General features: G+C 69.6%; 9 protein-coding genes. 5 read left to right on the top strand and 4 right to left on the bottom strand.

Annotated elements, in window-relative coordinates:
* The first annotated feature begins 146 nt into the window (after positions 1-146).
* The 3 genes from galE to H7H34_RS08365 all read left to right on the top strand — a co-directional run bounded on the left by galE (position 147) and on the right by H7H34_RS08365 (position 10603).
* A complete protein-coding gene (galE, locus tag H7H34_RS08375; RefSeq protein ID WP_185924899.1) occupies positions 147-1142 on the top strand; it encodes a UDP-glucose 4-epimerase GalE in 996 nt (331 codons plus the stop codon).
* 432 nt (positions 1143-1574) lie between these two features.
* A complete protein-coding gene (locus H7H34_RS08370) occupies positions 1575-9176 on the top strand; it encodes a type I polyketide synthase (protein WP_185924898.1) in 7602 nt (2533 codons plus the stop codon).
* A 44-nt stretch (positions 9177-9220) separates the two neighbouring features.
* Positions 9221-10603: an aminotransferase class I/II-fold pyridoxal phosphate-dependent enzyme gene (locus H7H34_RS08365; RefSeq protein ID WP_245165011.1), complete on the top strand. Its 1383-nt coding sequence runs from the start codon at positions 9221-9223 to the stop codon at positions 10601-10603.
* A gap of 22 nt (positions 10604-10625) precedes the next feature.
* Here the strand turns inward: H7H34_RS08365 and H7H34_RS08360 are convergent, their stop codons facing one another.
* From H7H34_RS08360 to H7H34_RS08345, 4 genes are all read right to left on the bottom strand, one after another.
* On the bottom strand, positions 10626-12254 hold the full coding sequence (locus H7H34_RS08360) for a capsular polysaccharide export protein, LipB/KpsS family (protein ID WP_185924897.1): 1629 nt from the start codon (positions 12252-12254) through the stop codon (positions 10626-10628).
* Positions 12251-13549, bottom strand: a complete 1299-nt coding sequence (locus tag H7H34_RS08355; RefSeq protein ID WP_185924896.1) for a capsule biosynthesis protein — start codon at positions 13547-13549, stop codon at positions 12251-12253. Before H7H34_RS08355 ends, H7H34_RS08360 begins: the two co-directional genes overlap by 4 nt.
* Complete coding sequence (locus H7H34_RS08350) at positions 13533-14885, bottom strand: capsule biosynthesis protein (RefSeq protein ID WP_185924895.1); 1353 nt, start codon at positions 14883-14885, stop codon at positions 13533-13535. Before H7H34_RS08350 ends, H7H34_RS08355 begins: the two co-directional genes overlap by 17 nt.
* A gap of 93 nt (positions 14886-14978) precedes the next feature.
* Positions 14979-16112: a polysaccharide biosynthesis/export family protein gene (locus tag H7H34_RS08345; protein ID WP_120270859.1), complete on the bottom strand. Its 1134-nt coding sequence runs from the start codon at positions 16110-16112 to the stop codon at positions 14979-14981.
* 566 nt (positions 16113-16678) lie between these two features.
* On the opposite strand from H7H34_RS08345, the gene H7H34_RS08340 reads away from it, so the two are divergent.
* Together H7H34_RS08340 and H7H34_RS08335 are read left to right on the top strand one after the other, a co-directional pair.
* Complete coding sequence (locus H7H34_RS08340) at positions 16679-18541, top strand: autotransporter assembly complex protein TamA (protein WP_185924894.1); 1863 nt, start codon at positions 16679-16681, stop codon at positions 18539-18541.
* A 248-nt stretch (positions 18542-18789) separates the two neighbouring features.
* Positions 18790-22845, top strand: a complete 4056-nt coding sequence (locus tag H7H34_RS08335) for a translocation/assembly module TamB domain-containing protein (RefSeq protein ID WP_185924893.1) — start codon at positions 18790-18792, stop codon at positions 22843-22845.
* Positions 22846-23307: the final 462 nt, after the last annotated feature.

The following is a 23307-nucleotide window of genomic DNA, read 5'->3' as shown; positions in this document are numbered from 1 at the left end:
AGCGTCAAGGCATGCCGGTCCGCTGCGTTCCTGTTCGCTTGCCACCGGTTTGTCAACCCGCTAACACGGCTGAGGCGGGCACGCGCGGACGGGCGTTGTGCGCGCCGCCGCGATCAATTGGCGGCGATCATCGGCAGGAGGGGAACATGGCAGTTCTTGTGACCGGCGGCGCCGGTTACATTGGCAGCCACATGGCTTGGCGCCTGCTGGACGCGGGCGAGCGCGTCGTCATTCTCGACAGCCTTCAGGGCGGGCACGAATGGTCCGTGCCCCCGGCTGCCCTTTTCCACCGCGGCGATGTCGCCGATGGCCAAGCCCTTGCCCATGCGCTGGATCTCGCCGGCGAGCCGGTCGACGCGGTGCTGCATTTCGCCGGATCGGTCTCCGTGCCCGAATCCGTCGAACATCCCGAGAGATACTATCGCAACAACACCTGCGCGACGCTGGCGCTGGTCGAGGGATGCCGCGCGGCCGGCATCTCCAATTTCATCTTCTCCTCCACCGCCGCCGTCTATGGCGAGGTCGGCGGCCGCCCGGTGAACGAAAAGGCACCGACGCAGCCCGCCTCGCCCTATGGCATGTCCAAGCTGATGAGCGAGCGGATGCTGTCCGACATCGCCGGCGCCCACGGGCTGCGCTGCGGCGTGCTGCGCTATTTCAACGTCGCCGGCGCCGATCCGCAGGGACGCACCGGCCATTCGACGCGGGGCGCGGGGCATCTGCTCAAGGTCGCCTGCGAGGCCGCGCTCGGCCTGCGCGACGGGCTGACAATCCACGGCATCGACTACCCCACGCGTGACGGCACCGCCGAGCGCGACTTCATCCACATCGCCGACCTTGTGGAGGCGCATTACCTTGCCTTGCAGAAGCTGCGGGCGGGCGATGCCGGCTTCACCCTCAATTGCGGCTATGGGCGCGGATACACCGTCCTGGAGACGATTTCCGCGGTGAAGCGCGCGTCCGGCAAGGACTTTGCCGTGCGCACCGGCCCGCGCCGGCCCGGCGACATCGCCAGCGTCATCGCCGACAACCGGCAGATTCTCGCAAGGCTCGGCTGGACACCTGCCCATGACGACATCGACATGATCGCAGGACATGCCCTCGCCTGGGAGCGCAAGCTTTTGCAACGCAGCGAGAGCTGAGTGTCATCATCTTGAAAGATGAGACATTTCAGATAGCGGGCTCAAAGATTCCGTAAGGGCACAAATATCTGGAGAAATCCATGCTGCGATGCAATATTGCCTTATTATCGACGCTTTGAAGACCGCCTCGTCTTGATATATTGAAGTTCCCCCCGATACCGCTTCGCGAACCTGCTTCGAGGCTGGGGGGCAAGATGCCCGGCGGGGGGACGGCGGCAGGAACCGTCCCTGGTCGAAGGCTGGGCGATGGACTGGATCCGGCGGGTCGGATCCATGAAACGGATCCGGGGGCGGATCCGGTTTCGGGCCGGCAGGGCCCGGCACGGCGGGTGCAGGGGACATGCAACCCGACGACAACATCCGGTGGCATCCTCGCGGGTCGCCGCCGCTTGGCAGCATTGGCTCGCAAGAGCCGCTACGGAAGAGTTCTGGATGTCCTTGCGCGCGAATAACACTGTCATCACCGGCTATTCGGCACGCCTTCCCGGTGCCGGGACAGTGGAGGCCTTCTGGACATTGCTCGACGACGGGCTGTGCTCCGTCAGCGAGATACGCCCCGACCGCTTCGACACGCGCGGCTTCCACCATCCCCGCCCCGGCACCTCGGGCCGCAGCTTCACCTTCGCCGCCGGACAGATCGACAACGTCTGGGGCTTCGACGCCGGCTTCTTCGGCATTTCCCCGCGCGAAGCGGTGCAGATCGATCCGCAGCAGCGGCTGCTGCTGCAGGTCGTGTGGGAGGCCATCGAGAATGCCGGCCTGCGCCCGTCCGATCTCGCCGGCACCCAGACCGGCGTCTATGTCGGCGCCTCGGGCCTCGACTATCACCAGCGGCTGCTGTTCGACCTGCCGTCCGTCGACATGCAGACGATGACCGGCAACACCCTGTCGATCATCTCCAACCGCATCTCCTACATCTTCGACCTGCGCGGGCCGAGCTTCACGCTCGACACCGCCTGTTCGTCCTCGCTGGTGGCGCTGCACCAGGCGGTGAGCGCCATCGAGAGCGGGCAGATCGACACGGCCATCGTCGCCGGCGTCAACCTGCTGCTCAGCCCCTTCCCCTTCATCGGCTTCGCCCGCGCCTCGATGCTGTCGCCGCAGGGCCTGTGTCGCGCCTTCGACGCCTCGGGCGACGGCTATGTCCGTTCCGAGGGCGCGGTGGCGATGATCCTGCAGCGCGACACGACCGCACGCGAACCGCGTGCCCGCATCCTTGCCACCGGCATCAATGCGGACGGACGCACCGCCGGCCTGTCGCTGCCCTCCTCGCCGGCGCAGAAGACCCTGCTGGAGAGCATCTACAGCGACGAGCTGGGCATTTCGCCGGACGATCTCGCCTTCGTCGAGGCTCACGGCACCGGCACCCAGGTCGGCGACCCGGCCGAGGCGAACGCGCTCGGCACCGCCATCGGCCGCAAGCGCGGCGCCCCGCTGCCCATCGGCTCGGTCAAGACCAATGTCGGCCACCTGGAGCCGGTCTCCGGCCTCGTCGGCATCCTCAAGTCGGTGCTGGCGCTACGCCACGACCGGCTGCCGAAGTCCCTGCATTTCGACGAGCCGAACCCGAACATCGACTTCGCCGGCCTCAACCTTTCTGTTGCCGCCGAGCAGGTCGAGCTGGCGCGGGGCGCGCGTCCGCGCCTTGCCGGCATCAACTCCTTCGGCTTCGGCGGCACCAATGCCCACACCGTCATCGGCGACGTCGCGCCGCAGGGTGCCGAGGACAGCCGCGTGCCGGACACCGCGCCGCTGGTGATCTCGGCGCGCTCGCAGGCCGCACTGCGCGAGCTGGCCGGCCGCTATGCCGCGCTTGTCGAGGATCACGGCGACAAGGCCGGCGCGGTGATCGACGCCGCCGCCCGCCGCCGCGACCTGCACGACCATCGCCTCGTCGTGCTCGGCGACAGCACCGCAAAGCTGTCCGCCCTGACCGCCTTTGCCGGCGGCGAGGATGCGGCCGGCGCCATCGAGGGCAAGACCGCCCCGCGCACCCGCGGCGTTGCCTTCGCCTTCTCCGGCAACGGCTCGCAATGGGCCGGCATGGGCCAGGACGCCTATTCCGGCGACAAGGCCTTCCGCGAGGCGCTGGAGACCGTCGACCGGCATTTCATGGCCGTTTCGGGCTGGTCGCTCGTCACCATGCTGTTCTCCAAGGACCTGGAGACGGAGATCGAGCGGACCGAGATCGCCCAGCCGCTGCTGTTTGCCGTCCAGGTGGCCCTCGTCACCGCGCTGAAGTCGCGCGGCATCGAACCTTCCGCCGTGCTCGGCCACAGCGTCGGCGAGGTCGCCGCTGCCTGGTGCTCGGGGATGCTGGATCTGGCCACCGCCACGCGCATCATCCATGCCCGCTCGACGCAGCAGGAGGTGGTGCGCCATCTCGGCAGCATGGCGGCGCTCCTGCTGCCGGCGGAGGACGCGCGTGCGGCCATCGCGGAAGCCGGCCTGCCGGGCATCGAGCTCTCGGCCATCAACTCCCCGCGCAGCGTCACCATCTCCGGCCCGTCGGAGAGCATCGACGCCTTCGCCCGCCTTGCCCGCAAGAAGCGGTGGGCCCTGCGCAAGCTCAACATCGCCTATCCGTTCCACAGCGCACTGGTCGATCCCATCGAGACGCCACTGCGCGAGGCGCTCGGCACGCTGACCTGCAACGCCCCGGCGATCCCGTTCCTCTCCTCCGTCACGCCGGAGCAGGACGAGATCACGCCGGATGCCTCCTACTGGTGGGAGAATGTCCGCCGCCCGGTGCGTTTCACCGATGCGGTCGCGCGCCTTGCCGAGCAGCCGGTCGACCTCGTCGTCGAAATCGGCCCCAAAGCGGTTCTCACCACCTATGTGCGCGATGCGCTGCGCAGCATCGGCAATCAGACGCCGGTGCTCGCCAGCCTCGAGGCGCCTCGCAGCGAAGGCGCGCCTCTCGCCGATATCGACACCATCGCCGCGCGCATCGTCGCCCATGGCGCTGCGCCCGATCTCGACCTGTATGTCGGACCGCAGGGGCGCAACCTTCCGGTCCTGCCGGACTATCCCTGGCAGCTCACCCCCTTCCTGGCGCCGGAGACGGACGAGCGCATCACCGCCCATGGCGAGCGCGGCTGGCCGCTGGCCGGCAAGCGCCTGCGCCCGGAAACGGCGGAGTGGTTCAACGTCATCGACCTCGACCTGCTGCCGTTCCTCGCCGATCACAAGGTGGAGCAGACCGCCGTCTTCCCGGCTGCCGGCTTCATCGAGATGGCCCTGCGCGCCGCCCTGCAGTGGACCGGCGAGGCGCGCATCGAGGTGCGCGACCTGGAAATCCTGCGCCCGCTCGTGCTCGACGAGGGCAAGACCTTCGAGACCATGGTGCGCCTGTCGCCGGACGACCGGGTGATCGAGATCCATGCCCGCCCGCGCCTTTCCGGCGCCGACTGGTCGCTTTACGCCAAGGCCGGCTTCCGCACGCTGGCCGGTGCAGCGGACGCGCCCGCGCCGCAAGCGGACACAGCCGGCACCAAGGTCTCCCATGACGAGATCTACCGGCTGACGCTGGCGCATGGCCTCGACTACGGCCCGGCCTTCCGCCTTGCCGATACCGCCGTCCTGTCGGGCGAGCGCGAGGCGCGCCTCGGCCTGCTCGCCCCGGCCGCCGCGCCCGAGCCGGGCACCTTCGCCCTGCACCCGGCGGTCGCCGATGCCGGCTTCCATGGCCTTTTCGCCCTGCTGGGGCAGCGGGCCGAGCCGGCCGAGGGCGGCTTCCTGCCGATCCGCTTTTCCGGCATCGAGTTGCATGCCCCCGCTTCCGTTCCCGTTGCCGTGCGCATCCAGGTCGAGAAGGGCAGCGCCCGCTCTCTGGTCGCCAGCTTCGACTATCTCGACGCCGAGGGCGGCCTCGTCGCGCGCCTGACGGGTGCCCGCTTCAAGGCGGTTCAGTTCCACATGACTGAGCGCGACCATGGCCTCACCTACCGCGTCGTCTCGCGCCTGCTGACGCCGGCCGATGCGGGCGCGGCGCATGTCCTGCCGCTTGCCGCGATTGCCGGCGACCTCGGCCTTGTGGCGAGCGAGGACTACGATCCCTCGGACGCCGCCCTGCTGGCCGACGCGCTTGCCCGCACGATCGCCCACCGGGCGCTCCATGACGTGCTCGGCGGCGCCCCCCTTGTCCTTTCCGCCAAGGTTCGCGACGGTGCCCTACACGAAAGCGCCGCGCCCTTCGCCGCCCATTTCCTCGAGCTTCTCGCCCATCACGATCTGGCCGAGGAGGAAGACGGCAAGTGGCGGATCGCCGATCCCGCCGACGGGCTCGACCCCGCCTCGCTGGTGCAGACGCTGGTCTTCGAGGCCGGCGCCCATGGCTCGCAGGCGACCCTGCTCGCACGCCTTGCCGACGACCTGCCGGACCTTCTGCGGCAGGGCCTGCCCGCCAGCGCCGGCGATGTCTTCGCCTCGGCCCTGCTGGCCGGCTGGCGCAATGCCGATCCGGCCGCACAGGCCCTGCGCCGCGCCTGTCTCGACATCGCTGGACGGGCCGTTGCCGACTGGCCGCAGGACAAGCCGCTCTCCGTTCTGGTTCTCGGCGAGCGCTCGTTCCCCGTCGCCCGCCATCTCGACACGCTGCTGTCGCCCTACAACGCCACGCTCACCGTCGGCGATCCCTCGCCGGGGGCTGCCGAGCGACTGCGCCGCAACTGGCAGGGCAGCGCCCAGACGCGCTTCCTCTCGCTGGAGGACGGCGCCCTTGCCGAGGGCGGCCCCTACGATTTCGCCGTCTGCTGCGACACGCTGAGCGGCGCAGGCGATGCGGTGCTCAAGGACCTTGCCGCGATGCTGTCGCCCGGCGGTCAGCTGCTGGCTCTTGAGCGCGCGCCGTCCAGCGATGCCGAGCTGATCCTGGGCACCGGCGCCGACTGGTGGACGCCCGTTCCCGGCTCGCCGCGTCCTGCCACCCCGCTGCTCGGCGGCGAGGGATGGGCCGCCCGCCTTGCCGCCTTCGGCTTCGGCCTGGCCGAGGCCCTGCCGCTTGCCGGCGGCGAGGTCGATGCCAGCATTCTGATCGCCCGTGCGCCCACCCTCCCCTCCGACCACTCCGCTGCCAACAGCAACGGCGCTGCGGAGAGCGAGGCGGAGCTGCGGCGCATGGCCATCGTCTGCGACGTGGACGGTCCCTCGCGCGCCGTCGCCTCGGCGCTGCGCCAATGCCTGAAGCCGCACCGCATCGACGCGGTGCTGGTGGCCGGCGGCGCCCCGGCGGCCAATGACGAAATGATGGCCGCCGATCTCGACGATCCCGCCATCTGGGACGAGGCCACGCCGCTTGCCGCCGCCGCGCGCGACGGCATCGTCCATCTCGCCGGCGCCTATGCCCGCACCGGTTCCGGTGAGGATGCCAGCGCCGCTCTCTCCGCCCGCACCTGGCAGCTGGCGCAGATGCTCAAGGGACGCGGCAGCGCGGCCGGCCCGATCATTGTCGTCGCGCCGGAAGGCGCGCGCGCCCCGGCCTGCGGCACGTCCCCCGATCCGCTGCAGGCGGGCGTGTGGGCCTTCGGCCGCGTCGCCATGAACGAGTTCCCCTCCGCCGGCCTGCGGCTCGTCGATATCCGCAAGGATCTCGACGCGAGCGCTGCCGCCCTGCGCCTTGCCGCCGAGATCGTCGGGCTGGACCGCACCGACGAGCGCGAGCTGGTCATCGACGGCGACACCCGTCTCGGCCTGCGCCTGGAGCGCGGTCCGGAGCTGCCGCAGCCCGGCACCGGCGCGGCGGACGAGGGTACCGGCATCCTGCGCCTCGACATCGCCCAGCAGGGCTCGCTCGACCGCCTGTCGTGGTCGCGCCTTCCCGCCCGTGCCCTTGTCGGCGACGAGGTCGAAATTGCGGTGGAGGCGAGCGGCCTCAACTTCCGCGATGTGATGTGGGCGCTCGGCCTGTTGCCGGAAGAGGCGCTGGAGGACGGCTTCGCCGGCCCGACGCTCGGCATGGAATGCGCCGGTACGGTCGTTGCCACCGGCCCGCAAGCGCGCCGCCTGCGCCCCGGCGACAAGGTCATCGCCTTTGCGCCGGCCTGTTTCGCCAGCCGCGTCACCGTCTCGGAAAAGGGCTGCGCCCGCACGCCGCAGGGGCTCGCTCCGGAAGCGGCGGCGACCATCCCCGTCGCCTTCCTCACCAGCTATTACGCGCTGCACCGGCTTGCCCGGCTGGAAGCGCACGAGACCGTGCTGATCCATGGCGGTGCCGGCGGCGTCGGCCTTGCCGCGATCCAGGTCGCCCGCCATATCGGCGCGACGATCATCGCCACCGCCGGCAGCCCGGAAAAGCGCAGCCTTCTGCGCCAGCTCGGCGTCGACCACGTGCTCGATTCCCGCTCGCTGACCTTCGCCGACGACGTGATGCGGCTGACCGGCGGCAAGGGCATCGAGGTGGTGCTCAACTCGCTGTCCGGCGAGGCGATGGAGCGCAGCATCGAGGTTCTGGCCCCCTTCGGCCGCTTCCTCGAGCTCGGCAAGCGCGACTATTACGAGAACACCCATCTGGGCCTGCGGCCATTCCGCCGCAATCTCAGCTATTTCGGCATCGATGCCGACCAGTTGCTGATCCATCAGCCGGCCCTGGCCGAGCGCCTGCTCGACGAGCTGATGCAGCTCTTCGCCGGCGGCGCGTTGTCGCCCCTGCCCTATCGCGCCTTCGAGGCCGACGAGGCGGTCGCCGCCTTCCGCCTGATGCAGCAGGCCGGCCATATCGGCAAGATCGTCATCCGCCCGCCGCAGCAGCCCGCAGCCCCGCAGGCTGCGCCCGCGCCCTTCCGCTTCGAGAGCGAGGCGGGAAGCCTCGTGGTCGTCGGCGGCTTCGGCGGCTTCGGCGCGGCGCTGATCGGCCGGCTCGCCGACATGGGCGCGACACGCATCGACGTCCTGTCGCGGCGCGGCGCCACCACGCCGGAGGCCGCTGCCCTGATCGAGGAGATGGGCCGCCGCGGCGTCACGGTCGTCGGTCATGCGTGCGATGCCACCAGCGAAAGCGCTGTCACGGCCGCGCTTGCGGCGATCCGCAAGGATGCCGGCGCGATCCAGGCCGCCTTCCACACGGCGATGGTCCTGCACGACACCCTGCTTTCCAACCTCACCCGCGAGCAGCTCGACGCCGTGCTGGCGCCGAAGGTGCGCGGCGCGCAGCTTCTCGACCGGCTGACGCGGGGCGATTCCTTACGCCAGTTCGTGCTGTTCTCCTCTGCCACCACGCTCGTCGGCAATCCGGGACAGGCCAACTATGTGGCCGCCAACGGCTATCTGGAGGGCCTTGCTGCCCGCCGGCGCGCCGAAGGCCTGCCCGGCCTTGCGGTTGCCTGGGGCGCGATTTCCGATGCCGGTTACCTTGCCCGCAACGCCGATGTCGGCGACCTGCTGGCGCGCAAGCTCGGACGCCACGCGCTCACCGCGCGCGAGGCGCTGGACGGGCTGGCAACGCTCATGGCCCTGCCGCAGGACGACGCGGCCGCGGCCGCGCCCGGCTATGCCCGCATCGACTGGGCGGCGGCGCGGCGCGATCTCGCCCTCCTCGCCACGCCCTTCGCCGAGCGGCTGGGGATCGCGGCCGGCAATGACGGGGCCGGCGAAGGCGGCACCATCGATCTTGCCGCACTGGTCAAGGGTCTCGACCGCGCCAGCGCCATCGCCAAGATCTGCAAGTTGCTGGCCGTGGAAATCGGCCGCATCCTGCGCATCGGCGAGGACGATATCGACCCGGCGCGTCCGCTCACGGAAGTCGGCATGGATTCGCTGATGGCGCTGGAGCTGCGCATGGCGGCGGAACGCCAGTTCGGCATCGACATCCCGCTGATGTCGCTGGCCAACGGCGCAACGCTCAGCGACATGGCCACCCGCATCGCCGACCAGGCCCTGTCGGGCGTCGCCGGCGTTGGCTCGGATCTGTCCAGCGAAGCCCGCACCAACGCCATGCAGCATCTCGGCGACGACGTGTTCGACGGCGACGCGGAGGCGCTGGCCGATGTGGCGGCCGAGGTCGAGGAACGCACCCGCAACGTCCGCTCGCTGCTATAGTGGGCGATGCGGGCGCAACGCCCAGCTCTCGAGGAGACGACAACTTGGACCAGCACGGCAGCAAGTCGGACGAGCGGCGCGAGCTGATGGCGAACCTTCGCGCCGGCCACAAGGCGGCGCGTCAGCGCCAGCCCGCGCGCCCGGCCGTGCAGGCCCCGCCGCCTCCCGGTCCCGCCGCCTTCGACTTCTCCGAACTGCCGCAGCTGCGCCAGTTGCGCATGCACCGGGCCGCGGCCGATCTCATCGGCCTCGACAACCCGTTCTTCCGCCCGCATGCGGGCGTTGCCGGCGCCACCACGGTGATCGACGGCAAGACCTACGACAATTTCGCCTCCTACAACTATCTCGGCCTGAACGGCCATCCGGAGGTGAACGAGGCCGCCACCCGCGCCATCGCCACCTACGGCACCAGCGCCTCGGCCAGCCGCGTGGTGGCCGGCGAGCGGCCAATCCACCGCGAGCTGGAGGAGCGCCTCGCCCGCCTGCACGGCGTCGAGGATGCGGTGGTGATGGTCAGCGGCCACGCCACCAACGTCACCGTCATCGGCCACCTGATGCAGGGCGACGACCTTATCCTCACCGATTCCCTGGTGCACAATTCGGTCACCGAGGGCGCGCGCCTGTCGGGCGCGGCTCGGATGAACTTCCCCCATGGCGATCTCGACGCGCTGGAGCAGATCCTGTCGCAGAACCGGCACAAGTTCGACCATGTGCTGATCGTCGTCGAGGGCATCTACAGCATGGACGGGGACTATCCCGACCTTGCCCGCCTGATCCGCCTGAAACAGAATTTCGACTGCTGGCTGCTGGTCGACGAGGCCCATTCCGTCGGCGTGCTGGGCGCCACCGGGCGCGGGCTCGCGGAGCAGTATTCCGTCGATCCGCGCAGCGTCGAAATGTGGATGGGCACGCTCTCCAAGACCTTCTCGGCCTGCGGCGGCTACATCGCCGGCTCCAAGGCCCTGTGCGACTACCTGCGCGCCACCGCGCCCGGCTTCGTCTTCTCCGTCGGCCTGTCGCCGGCGCTTGCCGGGGCGGCCATCGCCTCCGCCGACCTCCTGGAGCGCGAGCCCGAGCGCGTGCAGCGGCTTGCGGCCAACGGCCGGCGCTTCCTGGAGCGCGCAAGGGCCGCCGGCCTCGACACCGGCCCCAGCGCCGGCCTCAGCGTCATTCCGGTCATCGTCGGCGATTCCATCGGCGCGGCAACGCTTTCCAACCGCTTGCTGGCACGCGGAATCAACGCGCTGCCCATCGTCTTCCCGGCGGTCGCGGAAAAATCCGCCCGCATCCGCTTCTTCATCACCAGCGAGCACAGCGCCGAGCAGATCGACCGCGCGGTCGATGCCACCGCCCAGGAGCTGAAGACAATGCGGGAAGAGAATGTCGGCTTCTCGTCGCTGGTCAAAAGCGTCCGCCAGACAAGTTAGACAGACCAGTTAAGACGGCAAGCTAGAGCCCCAGCTTGCGCCCCAGCCAGGACAGCTCCTGCCGGATCCGCGTCACGATCCGGTGGCGGGTGCTCGCCCTCTGGCTCTCCAGCCGCGCGATCAGGAATTCCGGCCCGCAAGGGACGAGGCTCACCGGATCGACCGTCAGCGGATAGTCGATGAAGGCGACATGGGCGAGCGTTGCCAGATCCAGCCGCCGCCCGCGCCTTGCGCACTCGGTCAGGTCGTCCGTCAGCCCCCATCCCGCATAGAACGGCATGCCGTAGACCGTCACAGGCTTGCCGCGCAGCAGCGCCTCGAAGCCGCTCAGCGAGGAGAAGGTCTCGACCCGGTCGGCCAGATCGACGAGGTCGAGGATATCGCAGCCCTCCACCACCTGATCGGCCAGCCCTTCGGTCTCGTGCGGCTCCAGCCGCCCGGCGCGCAAGCGCGCGGCCACATCCGGATGCGGCTTGAACAGGATATGGGCTTGCGGGTTGCGGGCGCGCACCTGCCGCAGCAGCTCCAGATTGACGTTCTGGCAAGCCGCGCAGTCGATGGTCGCCGACAGCGAGCGGCGCACGCCGGCATCGTCCGCCACCTGCCCCGGCACCAGGATCACCGTGCGATCTCTCGGCACGCTCGGCAGCGTGCCCTTGCCGCCGACATTGTACTTGGTGACCCGCGCCTTGCGGATGCGGGCGATGAGCCCGTCGGCGCGGGCCCGCTCCACCGGGGTCAGTTCCCGCTCCCCCAGCAGCCGCTCCATGCGGCTCGGCCGCAGCGCATCGAAATAGATGCCCTCATTGTCGAAGCCGACCGAGGCGCCGCGCGCCAGTCCCGCACCGAGCCCGACCGAGCGCAGGAAGCCGTCCTCGATCCGCCACAGGTCGACGCCCGCGCGAGCCGCCGCCGCCTCGGCCTCGGCACTCACGCCCGCCGCCCAGCCGAGCGCCCGTCCGCCCTCGCGCGCCGCGCGGGCAATCGCCTCGTCCGCGCTCGCACAGAAGGCGAAATCCCGGCCCGGTCCCGCCAGCGCCGCACGGATCGTCGCGTGGTTCCAGGACTTGGCGCCGAAGCAGAACAGCGGCTTTTGCGAAACCTCCACCCGCCGCGCGGCCGCCGCCACTCCTTGCAGCGCCAGCGCCGCCGGCAGCGCCTGTCCCGCCTCATAGGGCGAAGGATAGATGTGCGCTTGCGCCAGCAGAATCCCGGCCCACTCTTCGGCCAGGTCCTCATCGAGCCCGAAACTCCGACACAGCGCAGAACCCCAGCCCGCCGCATCCTCAAGCGCCACAGCTTTCAGCGCCGCGACCGCAGCGGCGCTCGCCGCTGCCTCGCCTTCGCGCAGAACCACTGCCGGATCGACCGGCAGGAGAACTGCCACCAGCGTATCTCTGGCGAGCGGGGCCGGCGGGGCATCGAGGCGGATCAGGCCGGCCAGCAGCAACGGAACGCCGGTCCCTGCCGCCTGCCGCGCCCGCTCCGCCACCTCGGCGCTTCCGGCAGGGCACACCAGCCCTTCGCCCGTCTGCGGCGCGCGGGTCGCAACAACTGCCGGCTTCCCCAGGATCGCGGCAAGCGCGCGGGCACACGGCGCAAGCTCCTTGCCCGCGACGAGCCAGCGCCGGCAGGTCGGCCACACGCTCACAGCGGCACACCCATCGCGCGGGCGCGGGCAAGGCGCGGCGGCAGCTCCGCCTGCCAGTCCGGATCCGGTGCCGTGTCGTCCAGCAGCCGCGCCGTCATCGTCGCCACGGCGACATGCAGCCCCTCGCGATTGTGGATCGAGCCGCGCAGCTGCGAGCTTGCCACCACGACTTTCAGGAAATCGGCAAGCAGCGCCGGATCGGGCGGCTGCGGCGCCCGCCAGAAGCTTTCGAGCGGACCGCGATGGGTCAGCCCCTCCATGTCGTAGAGCGCCGGCGTCAGCACTGCGACCGGCACCCCGGCCCTCAGCGCGTCGAGCCCGGCGGTCGAGTTCACCGTCACCAACCCGGAAAGACGCGGGAACAGCGCGGCCAGCGACCCGCCGTCGAGGAAGACGATCCGCCCTCCGTCCTCGCCGGCATGACGCGCGATCTCTGCCCGCCAGTCCACCTCGCCATTGTCCAGCGGATGCGCCTTCACCACCAGCCGGGCCTCTTTCGACGCACCTTCGCGAAACGCCGCAATCACGTGGCCGAGCGCTGCGCGCATGGTGCCGAAATGGGAATGCGCCAGGATCTGGTAATCCCCCTCCACCTGCAGCGGCAGCAGGAACAGCGGCTCTTGTCCCCCCAGGAGCTCCGCCTCGATGCGCGAAGCCACGGCCTTGCGCCGCCGCTCACCGGCGAGCCGGCGTATCCAGGACAGGTAATCGACGAGCGGATGGCTCGGCGTGTGGCGGCGATAGGAGGGATGGAAGGCAAAGCCCGCGACATTCGGCAGGTGATAGGACACGTCCTGCCAGGCCTCCAGCGCGAAGGAGCCGGGATAGCGGGGCGACAGGTCCGGATCAGTCAGACGCGCCCCTGCGCGGCGGATGATCGCCGGGTCGTCCGGCAGCCGGCTCAGCACGCCGAGCCCGCCGCGCGCCAGCGTCATGTAACCCGGCCGCACCAGCCCCAGTTCGGTGACATGGACGGCGACCCCGCGCTGCTCCGCCGCCAGCACCGCCGGGCGGTGATAGGGCCGCGTGTCGCCATGCAGCACGAGATCAGTGACGCCGCCCTCCTCCATCAGCCGCGCCGCCTCGGCCGGCCAGTCGGCGAGCTTGCCGCGCCAGAATCGGCACTCGCGCCCGTGCCAGTGCAACCAGTCGCCGCTGCAGAAATTCACCCGGGTCACCCGGTGGCCGGCCTTGGCCAGTCTTGCGCCGATACTGCGGTAGAGCGGCGACAGCGGCCCTTGCAGGAACAGGAAATGCCGGGCGCGGCCTGCGCGCGTCTCAGCCGCGCCAGGCACGCCACCACCGCCCGATGCGGCCGCGAACCTGCATCTCCTGCGTGAAGGTCATGGGAATGCCGAGCCGCCGCGCCTTTTCCCCGCGCGGTGCCGGACGCACGCAGGCGCCGGGCTCGTTGACGCCGTTCTGCGTCAGCCGGCGGGCGAGTTCGCGCGCGGCCGCCTGCTTGCCCTCGGCCGTGTAGAAATTGCCCTGGATCTGGATCGCATGGCCCATCAGCCGCTGCACCGCGTCGTAGACGCCGGCATCGGGGGCCTGCGGCGTACGCCAGAACCGGTCGAGCGGCAGCTGGCAGGTCAGCCCCGGCAGATCGTAGACGGCAACGCCGAGGATCTTCACCGGACAGCCGAGCCGCACCGCATGCAGGCCCGTGGTGGAGTTGACCATCAGCGCGCCGGAAGCATGCTCCAGCAGCGTCACTAGATGGCCGCCGTCGACCAGATGGACCCGGTGCTTGACCCGGTGCTTGCGCGCCAGCTGGCGCACGATCCGCCCCCATGGCTCGATGCCCTGGTCCATCGGATGGATCTTGATCACCAGCTGCGCCGCCAGGTGCGCATTGGCGGCGAAAGAAGCGAACACCTCGTCCAGCGCCTCGGCCAGATGCCCATACTGCGCATTGTAGCGCAGCTGGTAGTCGCTCTGGAGCTGCAGCGGAAAGACGAAATACGGACAGCGCGACTCGATCAGGTCGGCGATCAGGATATTGGCGTTGCGGTCGCGCCGGCTGGCGAAGAGCAGCCGCGGAACCATCGCCGTGAACTCGAAGATCGGATGGTAGAACTTGTCCTGGGTGAAGCGCGGCCAGAACAGGAAGAGGAACGCATTGACGAGGTGGAAGGTCACCTCGTGCACCGCCTCCAGCCAGAACGGATGGCGATAGCGCACGGTCAGGTCGATGGGCGCCAACACCGAGGCCGCCTCGCGGATCGCGCTCACGTCGTCGGGAAACAGCGAGCGCGCGGACATGCCGTCGAGTTCCGCGGTGATCCAGTCGGGGCGCAGATAGCCGTTCTCGTAGGCGACCGTACGCAGGCCCAGTCGCCCGGCGACCTCGATGGCCGCCGAGTGGTAGGGGAAGCGGTCCTGATAGAAGACGATGTCGGTGACGCCGTGCTTGCGGACATAGGCCTCGAGAAAATCCGGCCACGCCGTCAGGCTGCCGCGATAGCTCGTGCAGCGGGCATCGTGCCACAGCAGCCAGTCGGACAGGCTCAGGTTGATGCGCAGGGTGCGATGACCGAGCGCTTCCAGCTCGTTGGCGACGACGCGCGGAAAGTCCGAGGGCGGACCCTGCAGGAACAGCACCGTGCGCGTTTGCGTCTCTTGCGGCATGTCAGGCGTCCGTTGCGACGCCGGCCGGTTGGCGGAAGCCTGCCGCTCGCGGCGTCGCGGGCGTGCGCCCCCTTTCCGGGGCGCGGCCCGCCATCAATTGGTGGCCAGCGCGTCGACCGTTCTCGCACTCGACAGCAGCGGGCCGATGATCTGCAGGAACTTGCCGAACTCCGCCGTCGGATGGTTGGCGACGTAGATGATGTCCTTGTCGCGCATCTCGAACGAACGGGCGAGGAAGAAGGCCTCGGCCTGACGCATGTTCAGCTTGTAGACGACCGGCACGCGGGTCTTGGAGAACTTCTGCGCCACCTCGTCACCGCGAATCCGGCGCACCAGTTCCCGGTCCTCGAAGCGGAACAGGAAGATGCCGCCGGCATCGGCGAAGAAGTCCTTCAGGCCGCCGACCTGGGCAAGGCCCTCGGCCAGGGTCACCGATTCGGTCTTGAACGGCACGAGCTGCGTCGCCTGCACCGCGCCGAAGGCGGAGAAGGTGCGCGGCTTGTGCGTCACCAGCACGTTGTCGCCCGGCGTCAGCCAGATGTTGTTTTCCGGATATTCGATCAGGTCGACGAGGCGCGCCTCGCCGGAGCGCGAGCCGCGCTTGACCGTCACCACCGTCTCGTAGGTCGCCTCGCGCGAGCCGCCGGCCCGCGCCACCGCTTCCAGCAGGCGCATGCCGCGCACCGACATGGTGTACTGGCCGGGCTTCATCACGTCGCCGACCACGACGACGCCGCTGCTCTCGTTGCCTTCCACCAGGACCAGAACCTGCGGCTCGATGGCCTTGCCCTTCAGCCGCTCCTGGATCGAGGAGCGCAGCCCCTCGACCGACAGGCCGTTCGCCTGGATGCGGCCGGCATAGGGAATGAAAATATAGCCGGCCTCGTCGACCACCACGGGAACGGAGACGTTCTTGCCGTCGGTGGTGGAGAACAGGCCTTCCGGTGCCGCTTCCCAGATCGTCACGACTAGGCGGTCGCCGATGCCAAGGCGCGTCGAACGGCCGGCACCGGGCACCGAGGCGAAGTGGCGGGAGAACAGCGCCGGGCGATAGTCGTGCACGGCCGAGATCGTCTGGCGGTCGAGCGACAGGAGCACGTAGTCCGAGCTGACCGCGTCGCCCTCGATTTCCTCGGACGTGATGGTGATCGCAGCCGGTCCCTGCCCAGGCAGGCCAGCACAGCCCGCGAGCGAAAACGCAAGGAAAACAGGGATCAAGAAACGCATCAAGGCCTCGGTAGTGACATTCCGGACGTGTCACGCCCGCTTCTGTTAGCACCCTCTCGGGCGGGTGTCCAAGCTGGATGGACACGCGCCGCCGCAAGCCCGGCACCTGTTGTCCATCGGCAACATTGTTTACCTCATTGGTTAATCAAACAGAAAATGAATCTGACAAAATTGTCCCCGTTTTCAGGCATTTGTGGGCCGGATTTCGAGGGGAGCGACAGGAGCGGGCAGCGTTTCTACCCTGACGGCAATCGCGGCCGGCACCCGCAACCGCGCGCCCTGCCTCGCCGAATCCGCCGCAGGGCGAGATTCGTCAAAGCGCATGAAACATGCCATATGGTGAGCGAATTGGTCCGGATGGGGCCATCGGTTCAGAACCGGTCAACCATTCGGGCCTAGCCTGAGGCTTACAAGATGGGTCGATGAAGGACCTTTCGGGCTCAACCGGAACAGGATGTCTCGTGCGTATCAACGAGATCCGGGCGGCAGACTCGTCGGCGTTTTTGACGGGGAATGCGAGGACGGCGCAGCGAGGCACTCGCCGGCGCGCCCTTTTTGCTGCGCTGATGGCCGGGTCCCTTTTCAGCCTTCCGTCCTCTCCGGCCGCCGCGCTCGACCTGCTTGGCTGGCTGCCTTTCGGCAAGTCGGAGAGCGAGACGGAAACCGCCGTCGTCGATCCCTTCCCCTATACCGTCACCCTGTCGCTGGCCGGCTCCAACGATGAGCTCAAGGAGAGGCTAGAGAGCACCTCCGAACTCGTCAGCGATGCGGACCGCCCGCCCTCGGGCGAGGCCGGTCTCATCGCCCGCGCCAATTCCGACTTCGAGCGCCTTGTCGGCCGGCTCTATGTCGAGGGCTACTATGCCGGCACCGTCGACATCCGCCTTGCCGGGCTGACGCTGGAGGCGGCGCTGCGCATGCCCTCCCTGCCTGGCCCGCGCCCCGTTCCGGTGACGATCCGCGTCTCGCCGGGCGCGCTGTTTTCCTTCGGCAACCTTGCGGTCGAGAGCACCTCGCAGGACGCCCTGGTTGGCACGCCGGAGAGCTACGGACTTGTCCCCGGCGAGACCGCCAATTCCGAGAAGGTGCTGCGCGCCGAGCAGCAGATCGTCGCCCAGCTGAAGGCGGCCGGATATCCCTTCGCCAGCATCGAACGGCGCGAGATCGTCGCCGACCACGCGACCAACCGGCTGGACGTGCGCCTCGTCGCAGCCCCCGGCCGGGCGGCCCGCTTCGGCGAGGTCACCGTCAGCGGCACCGAGGCGACCGATCCGGATTTCGTCGTCACCCAGGCCATGCTGCCGGAGGGCGAGCAGTATTCGCCCGAGGCGATCGAGCGCGCCACCAAGCGGCTGTCCGATCTCGGCATCTTCTCCTCCGTGCGTATCGTGCCGGGCGAGCAGGTCGGCCCCGACGGGCGCCTGCCGATGACCATCGAGGTCTCCGAGCGCAAGCGCAACGTCATCGGCGTCGGCGCCAACTGGTCGAGCTCGGAAGGCTTCGGCGTCGAGGCCTACTGGCGGCGGCGCAACCTGTTCGGCCGCGGCGAATTGCTCAGCATCGAGGGCTCGGTCGGCCGCATCGGCGACAACAGCCTGTCGGACCTGGAATATGCCGGCCGCATCGCCTTCGAGAAGCCCGGCGCCTTCGGGCCGCTGACCACCTTCACGACCAGCCTCAGCGCCAAGCAGGAAATTCCGGACGCCTATCGCAGCCGCAACGTCACGCTCGACGCCTTCGTCCGGCGCGAGTTCAGCGACCAGTTGTCGGCGCGGGTCGGCGCCGAGGTCCAGTTCGCCGACGAGCAGGACGTCTTCGGCAACCGCACCTACCTGCTGACCGGCATCATCGGCGAGGTCGCCTACGACACCCGCGACGACAAGCTGAACCCGACGAAGGGCATCAACGCGGTCGCCTTCGCCGAACCCGCCTATGACGCCAAGGGCGGCAACTTCATGCTCTTCACCAAGGCGCAGGTCTCCGCCTACCAGGCGCTGGACGAGTCCCGCCGCTTCGTGCTCGCCGGGCGCCTCGGCGCCGGCAGCATCATCGCCCCGTCCATCCGCGCGGTGCCGGCGGCCCGGCGCTTCTTCTCCGGCGGCGGCGGCTCGATCCGCGGCTACGCCTATCGCAATGTCGGCCCGCGGATCGCCGGCGAGGTCACCGGCGGGCGCTCCTATGTGGAGGCCTCGGCAGAAGTGCGGATGAAAGTCACCGAGACGATCGGCCTCGTCGGCTTCGTCGACGCGGGCAACAGCTTCAGCTCCGTCTATCCGGATTTCTCGGAGGGGCTGAAGGTCGGCGCCGGTGCCGGCATCCGCTACTTCACCCCGGTCGGGCCGCTCCGGCTCGACGTCGCCGTGCCGCTCAACCCGGAAAAGGACGACCCCAGCTTCGCCGTCTATGTCGGCCTCAGCCAGGCGTTCTGATTTCGAGAAATTGAGACGGTTTCGGCGCTCCGAACGCAAAATTTCCCGAATTTTTGCAAAATCGTCTCGAAAATCGATTCTGCGAATCATTTCAGCGACATAATCGGAGCCGATAAGGTTCCGATTCCGATTCAACGCCTTGAGGCATCGATTCAGGGCAAGCTGCCGCTACGCCATGATTTCGCTTCAAGATTGCGGGATAAGTCTTTCCATGACGAATCGTTTTCCAGCTCGCCGGGGGGCGTGACTTGACCGAGCCGATGCCCCGCCGCCGTTCCCGCTCCTTCCTGCGTGCCACAGCCCGGCTGCTGCTGCGCGTGCTCGCCGCCATCGTGGTGATCGTGCCCTTGCTGGCGCTCGGCCTGCTCGGCGCACTGCAGACGGATGCGGGGCGCAACGCGGTCGTGTCACTGGTCAACGGGATCGCCGGCGGCCCGGACGGCGGCGTGAAGCTCTCCGGCCTCACGGTCGGCTGGGGCCTTGATGCCGGCGTCGAGCGGGTCGAGGTCTCTGACGCGCAAGGCACCTATCTGACTGTCGAGCAGGCCCGGCTTGCCTGGGCTCCGCTGGCGCTGCTGTCCGGCACTATCGATGTCGAAGCCGTCGACGTCGCCCGCGTTTCCCTTGCGCGCCTGCCCGTCCCCTCGCAGAGCGAGGACACGTCCGGCGGCTCCGTGCCGCTGCTGCCCTTCCGCCTCGGCCAGGCCCGGATCGCGGAGATCGACATCGGCGCCCCCGTCGTCGGCATCCCGGTTCGCCTGACCGCGCAGGCGCAGGCGAGCCTGTCCGACGCCCCGCAGGCGGCCAATGCCGAACTCACCATCAGCCGCATCGACGGCACGCCGGGCGATATCGCCGCGACCGTGCGCTTCATGCCGCAGGCCGAGGAGCTGTTCTTCGACGTCACGGTGAAGGAGCCGCGCGGCGGCCTTGCCGCAAGGCTGTTGCAGATCGAGGGCCTGCCGGCGCTCGACATCGCGCTGAAGGGCGACGGCCCGCTGGACGACTGGCAGGCGCAGCTGTCGCTGGCGCTGGACGGGCGCACCGAGATCGCGGGCACCGCCCGCCTTGCCGAGACCGGGGACACCCGCAAGCTGAACGCGCGGCTGGAGGGCGAGTTGTCCGCCCTCGCCCCGCCGGTCGCCGCCGCGCTGGTCATGGGCCGCACGGTGCTCGACGCGGAGGTTATCCTCACCCGTGACTTCGCCCCGCGGCGGGCACAGGGCACCCTGGCGACCGGCACGCTGTCCTCCAGTTTCCGCGCCGACCTGCCCGAGGACGGGCGGATCGATGCGGACGCGAAGGTGCGCCTGTCGGCCGGCGACGGCGCGATGATCGGCATCGAATTGCCCGACCGGCTCATCGCCATCGGCGAGACCAACCTGTCACTGACTGCCAGCGGCCCGCGAGATGCGCTCGACTGGTCGCTGGCGCTCGACACAGTGCGCCTGCAGACCACGGAAGCCCAGTTGGAGGGCATCGGCCTGCGCCTTGCCGGCGAACAGCTGGACACCACCACCGCGGACGCCCCGCTCGGCCTCACCGCCAAACTGACCGCGCGCCACCTGCAGCCGCTGATCGAGGGCGCAGAGATGCTCGCCGGGCCGTTGACGCTCGACGCGCGCGCCACCGTCGACCCGGCCGCCCCGGGCGCGGAGATCGACGCCCTCACCCTGACGCTGAACGGCATCGAGACGACGTTCGACGGCGCTGTCACGGCGGAGACCATCGACGGCAGCTATACGGTGACGCTCGCCGACCTTGCCCGCTTCGCGCCGCAAGTCGTGGGTGCGGCCCGGATCGAAGGCACGGCCAAGGGCACGCTCACCGGCCCCGACGTCGTCGCGAAGCTCACGGCCGAGGCGTTGCAGCTCGCCGGCAAGCCGGTCACAGATCTTGAGATTGACGTCACCGCGACGACAGCACCGGACGCGCTGTCCGCGAATATCCAGGCGCGCGGCACCGTCGACGGCAACCGGCTGGATGCGGAGATCGACGCGGAGCCGAAAGGCCCCGGCCTCTCCATCCCGACCTTTTCGCTGGCGACGGGGGAAAACCGGATCACCGGCGCCTTCGAGATCGGCGACCTTGCCGATGCGCTCGGCACCGTCACCGGCACGCTCGACATCGCCGCGCCGAAGCTCTCCGAGCTTTCGGCCCTCGCCCTGACGGAACTGGAAGGCGCGCTGTCGGGCAAGCTGGCGCTGACGGGAACCGGCGCCGATCAACGGGCGCAGCTCGACCTGCAGGGCGAAGACGTGGTCGTTGCCGGCAACCGGATCGCCCGGCTTGCCGCCTCGGGCACCGCCAGCGGCGGCCTTGCGGCTCCCAAGCTTTCGGGCGAGGCGCGGCTTGGCGGCATCAATGCTGGCGGCACCGCCATCGAGACGGTCACCGCGACCGCGACCACACAGGGTTCGCGCACCGATATCGAGGTGGACGCCCGCCTGTCGCAGGGCGGCAATGCCGATGGCGTGGTGCTGACCGCGGCCCTGCAGCCGACCGAAAACGGGCTGGATGTGCTGCTGTCCTCGCTTCAGGGGCGCTATCGCGGTCTTGCCACGCGCCTAGCGCGCGAGGCGCGGATCGGCATCGCCGACGGCACCACCACAATCGAGAACCTGGGGCTGCGGATCGGCGAAGGCCGCATCGACATCAGCGGCACCGCTTCCGACCGCCTCGCCATCGACGCGAAGATCGCCGCGCTGCCGCTGACGGCGCTGGCCCCGCTCGCGCCGGGCGTCGCCCCGACCGGCAGCGCCTCGGGCACGGTCACCGTGCGCGGCGCTGCGGCCGACCCGCAGGCCGAATGGTCGCTGTCGATCGCCGAGCTCTCCGCCGCCCCCTTGCGCGAGAACGGCATTGCGGCGGTCAATCTGCGCTCCAACGGCCGCTTCCAGGGCGGCCGCATCACCCAGACGACGGACATCACCGGCTCGGACGGACTGGCGCTCACCGCCAGCGGGCCCGTCGCCATTGCGGCGCCCGGGGCCCTCGACATCACGCTCTCCGGCAACGTCCCGGTCGGTGCGGCACGGCAGCGGCTGATCCTGTCGGGCTTTTCCGGCCAGGGCGGGCTTGCCGTCTCGGGCAAGGTCACCGGCCCCTTCGCCGCGCCGCGCTACAGCATCACCCTGCAGCCGCGCCAGCTGTCGTTGACGCAGCTCGCCTCCGGGCTCACCTTGCAGAACTTCACCGGCAGCATCGCCATCGACAATGCCGGTGTTGCGATCAACGATCTTAACGCAGCCATCGCCGCCGGGGGTAACCTGTCGGCCGGCGGGCGGGTCGGGCTCGGCGCCGGCATGCCGGCGGACCTCAGGGTACAAGTGCGCGACGGGCGCTATTCCGACGGTCGCGTGGTGCAGGCAACGGTCGGCGCCGACCTGCGGCTGACCGGCCCCCTCGCCGACCAGGCGCGCGGTGCCCGGCTGGAGGGTAACGTCACCGTCGCCCGTGCCGACATCACCATTCCCAGCAGCCTGCCGGGGGCGATCAATCCCCTCGCGGTGACCCATGTCAACGCACCGGAAGCGGTGCGCCAGCAGGACGCAGCGCTGGCCCGCGACCAGGGCGGTTCCGGCGGCGGCAGCAGCCGGCCGATCGCACTGGACGTCACTGTCTCCGCCCCCGGACGCATCTTCGTTCGCGGTCGTGGTCTCGACGCGGAAATGGGCGGCACGTTGCGGGTGGCCGGCACCACCGCCGACATCCAGGCCATCGGCTCGTTCAACATGCGGCGCGGCCTGCTGCAGGTGCTGACCCGGCGCGTCCAGTTCAACCGGGGCGATGTCAGCTTCACCGGCTCCCTGATGCCGCGGCTGGACTTCGCCGCCACCTCGCAGACCAGCAGCGCGGCGGTCACCATCACCGTCACCGGCCCGGCGGCGCAGCCGGAGATCGCCTTCACCTCCTCGCCGCAGCTGCCGCAGGACGAGGTGCTGGCGCAGTTCCTGTTCGACCGGTCGATGAGCCAGCTCTCGCCCACGCAGATCGCCCAGCTCGGCGCCTCCGTTCTGGCGCTGACCGGCGGCAGCGGCGAAGGCCCGCTCGGCGCGCTACGCCAGTCGCTCGGCGTCGATGCCATCGACGTGGAGACCGACGGGACCTCCGGCCCCTCGCTCGCCGTCGGCAAGTACCTGAGCGACAACATTTATCTCGGCGTGAAACAGGGCACGGAAGCCGGCTCCAGCCGTGTCACCGTCGACATCGACGTCACCAAGTCGCTGAAGCTGCGCGGCGAGGTCGGCGCGGACGGCGAGTCCAAGGCCGGCATCTTCTTCGAGCGCGAATTCGGCAACTAGCGGAAGGCAGCCAGAGCGATGGCACGGGTCACCCCCGTTGTCGTCCCGGTTTCGGCGTAGCCGAAGACCGGGATCCAGTAACCACAGGTCGTGCCGCTTAGGCCTCGGCGCCGGCACAAAGCCGCATCCACCCGCGACCTTGCCCCGCCCTCTCTCATCGTCATTCCGGGCAAGCGAAGCGCGACCCGGAACCGGCGGGCCACGGCGGTCGTGGCTCCGTCCCGGAGCGCGTCCGCAAGCGCGCTCGGCTCTCCGGTCCCGGCTCGGCGCTCGCGCGCCGTCCGGGAGGACGCAAGGAGAGGCCTGTGCGTCTCGCCGTCGCTCTGGCAACCAATGGCCCCCGGGTCGCGCTCCGCTTGCCCGGGGTGACTTCGGAGGGGAAAGCCAGGACCGCGCCTCCTTCTCAGGCCGTCATCCCGGCCGCAGGCGAAGCCGGAGAGCCGGGACCCATTGGCAACCTCG

This window comes from Stappia sp. 28M-7 (assembly GCF_014252955.1).
Taxonomy (GTDB): Bacteria; Pseudomonadota; Alphaproteobacteria; order Rhizobiales; family Stappiaceae; genus Stappia.
The sequence above is the reverse complement of the archived record's forward strand: the minus strand, read 5'-3'. Positions and strand labels throughout refer to the sequence as shown.

Bases quoted from the DNA above. Each gene is read 5' to 3' on its own strand.
- galE (WP_185924899.1), top strand. From the start codon at position 147: ATGGCAGTTCTTGTGACCGGCGGCGCCGGTTACATTGGCAGCCACATG.
- H7H34_RS08370 (WP_185924898.1), top strand. From the start codon at position 1,575: ATGTCCTTGCGCGCGAATAACACTGTCATCACCGGCTATTCGGCACGC.
- H7H34_RS08350 (WP_185924895.1), bottom strand. From the start codon at position 14,885: ATGCCGCAAGAGACGCAAACGCGCACGGTGCTGTTCCTGCAGGGTCCG.
- H7H34_RS08345 (WP_120270859.1), bottom strand. From the start codon at position 16,112: ATGCGTTTCTTGATCCCTGTTTTCCTTGCGTTTTCGCTCGCGGGCTGT.
- H7H34_RS08340 (WP_185924894.1), top strand. From the start codon at position 16,679: ATGGCCGGGTCCCTTTTCAGCCTTCCGTCCTCTCCGGCCGCCGCGCTC.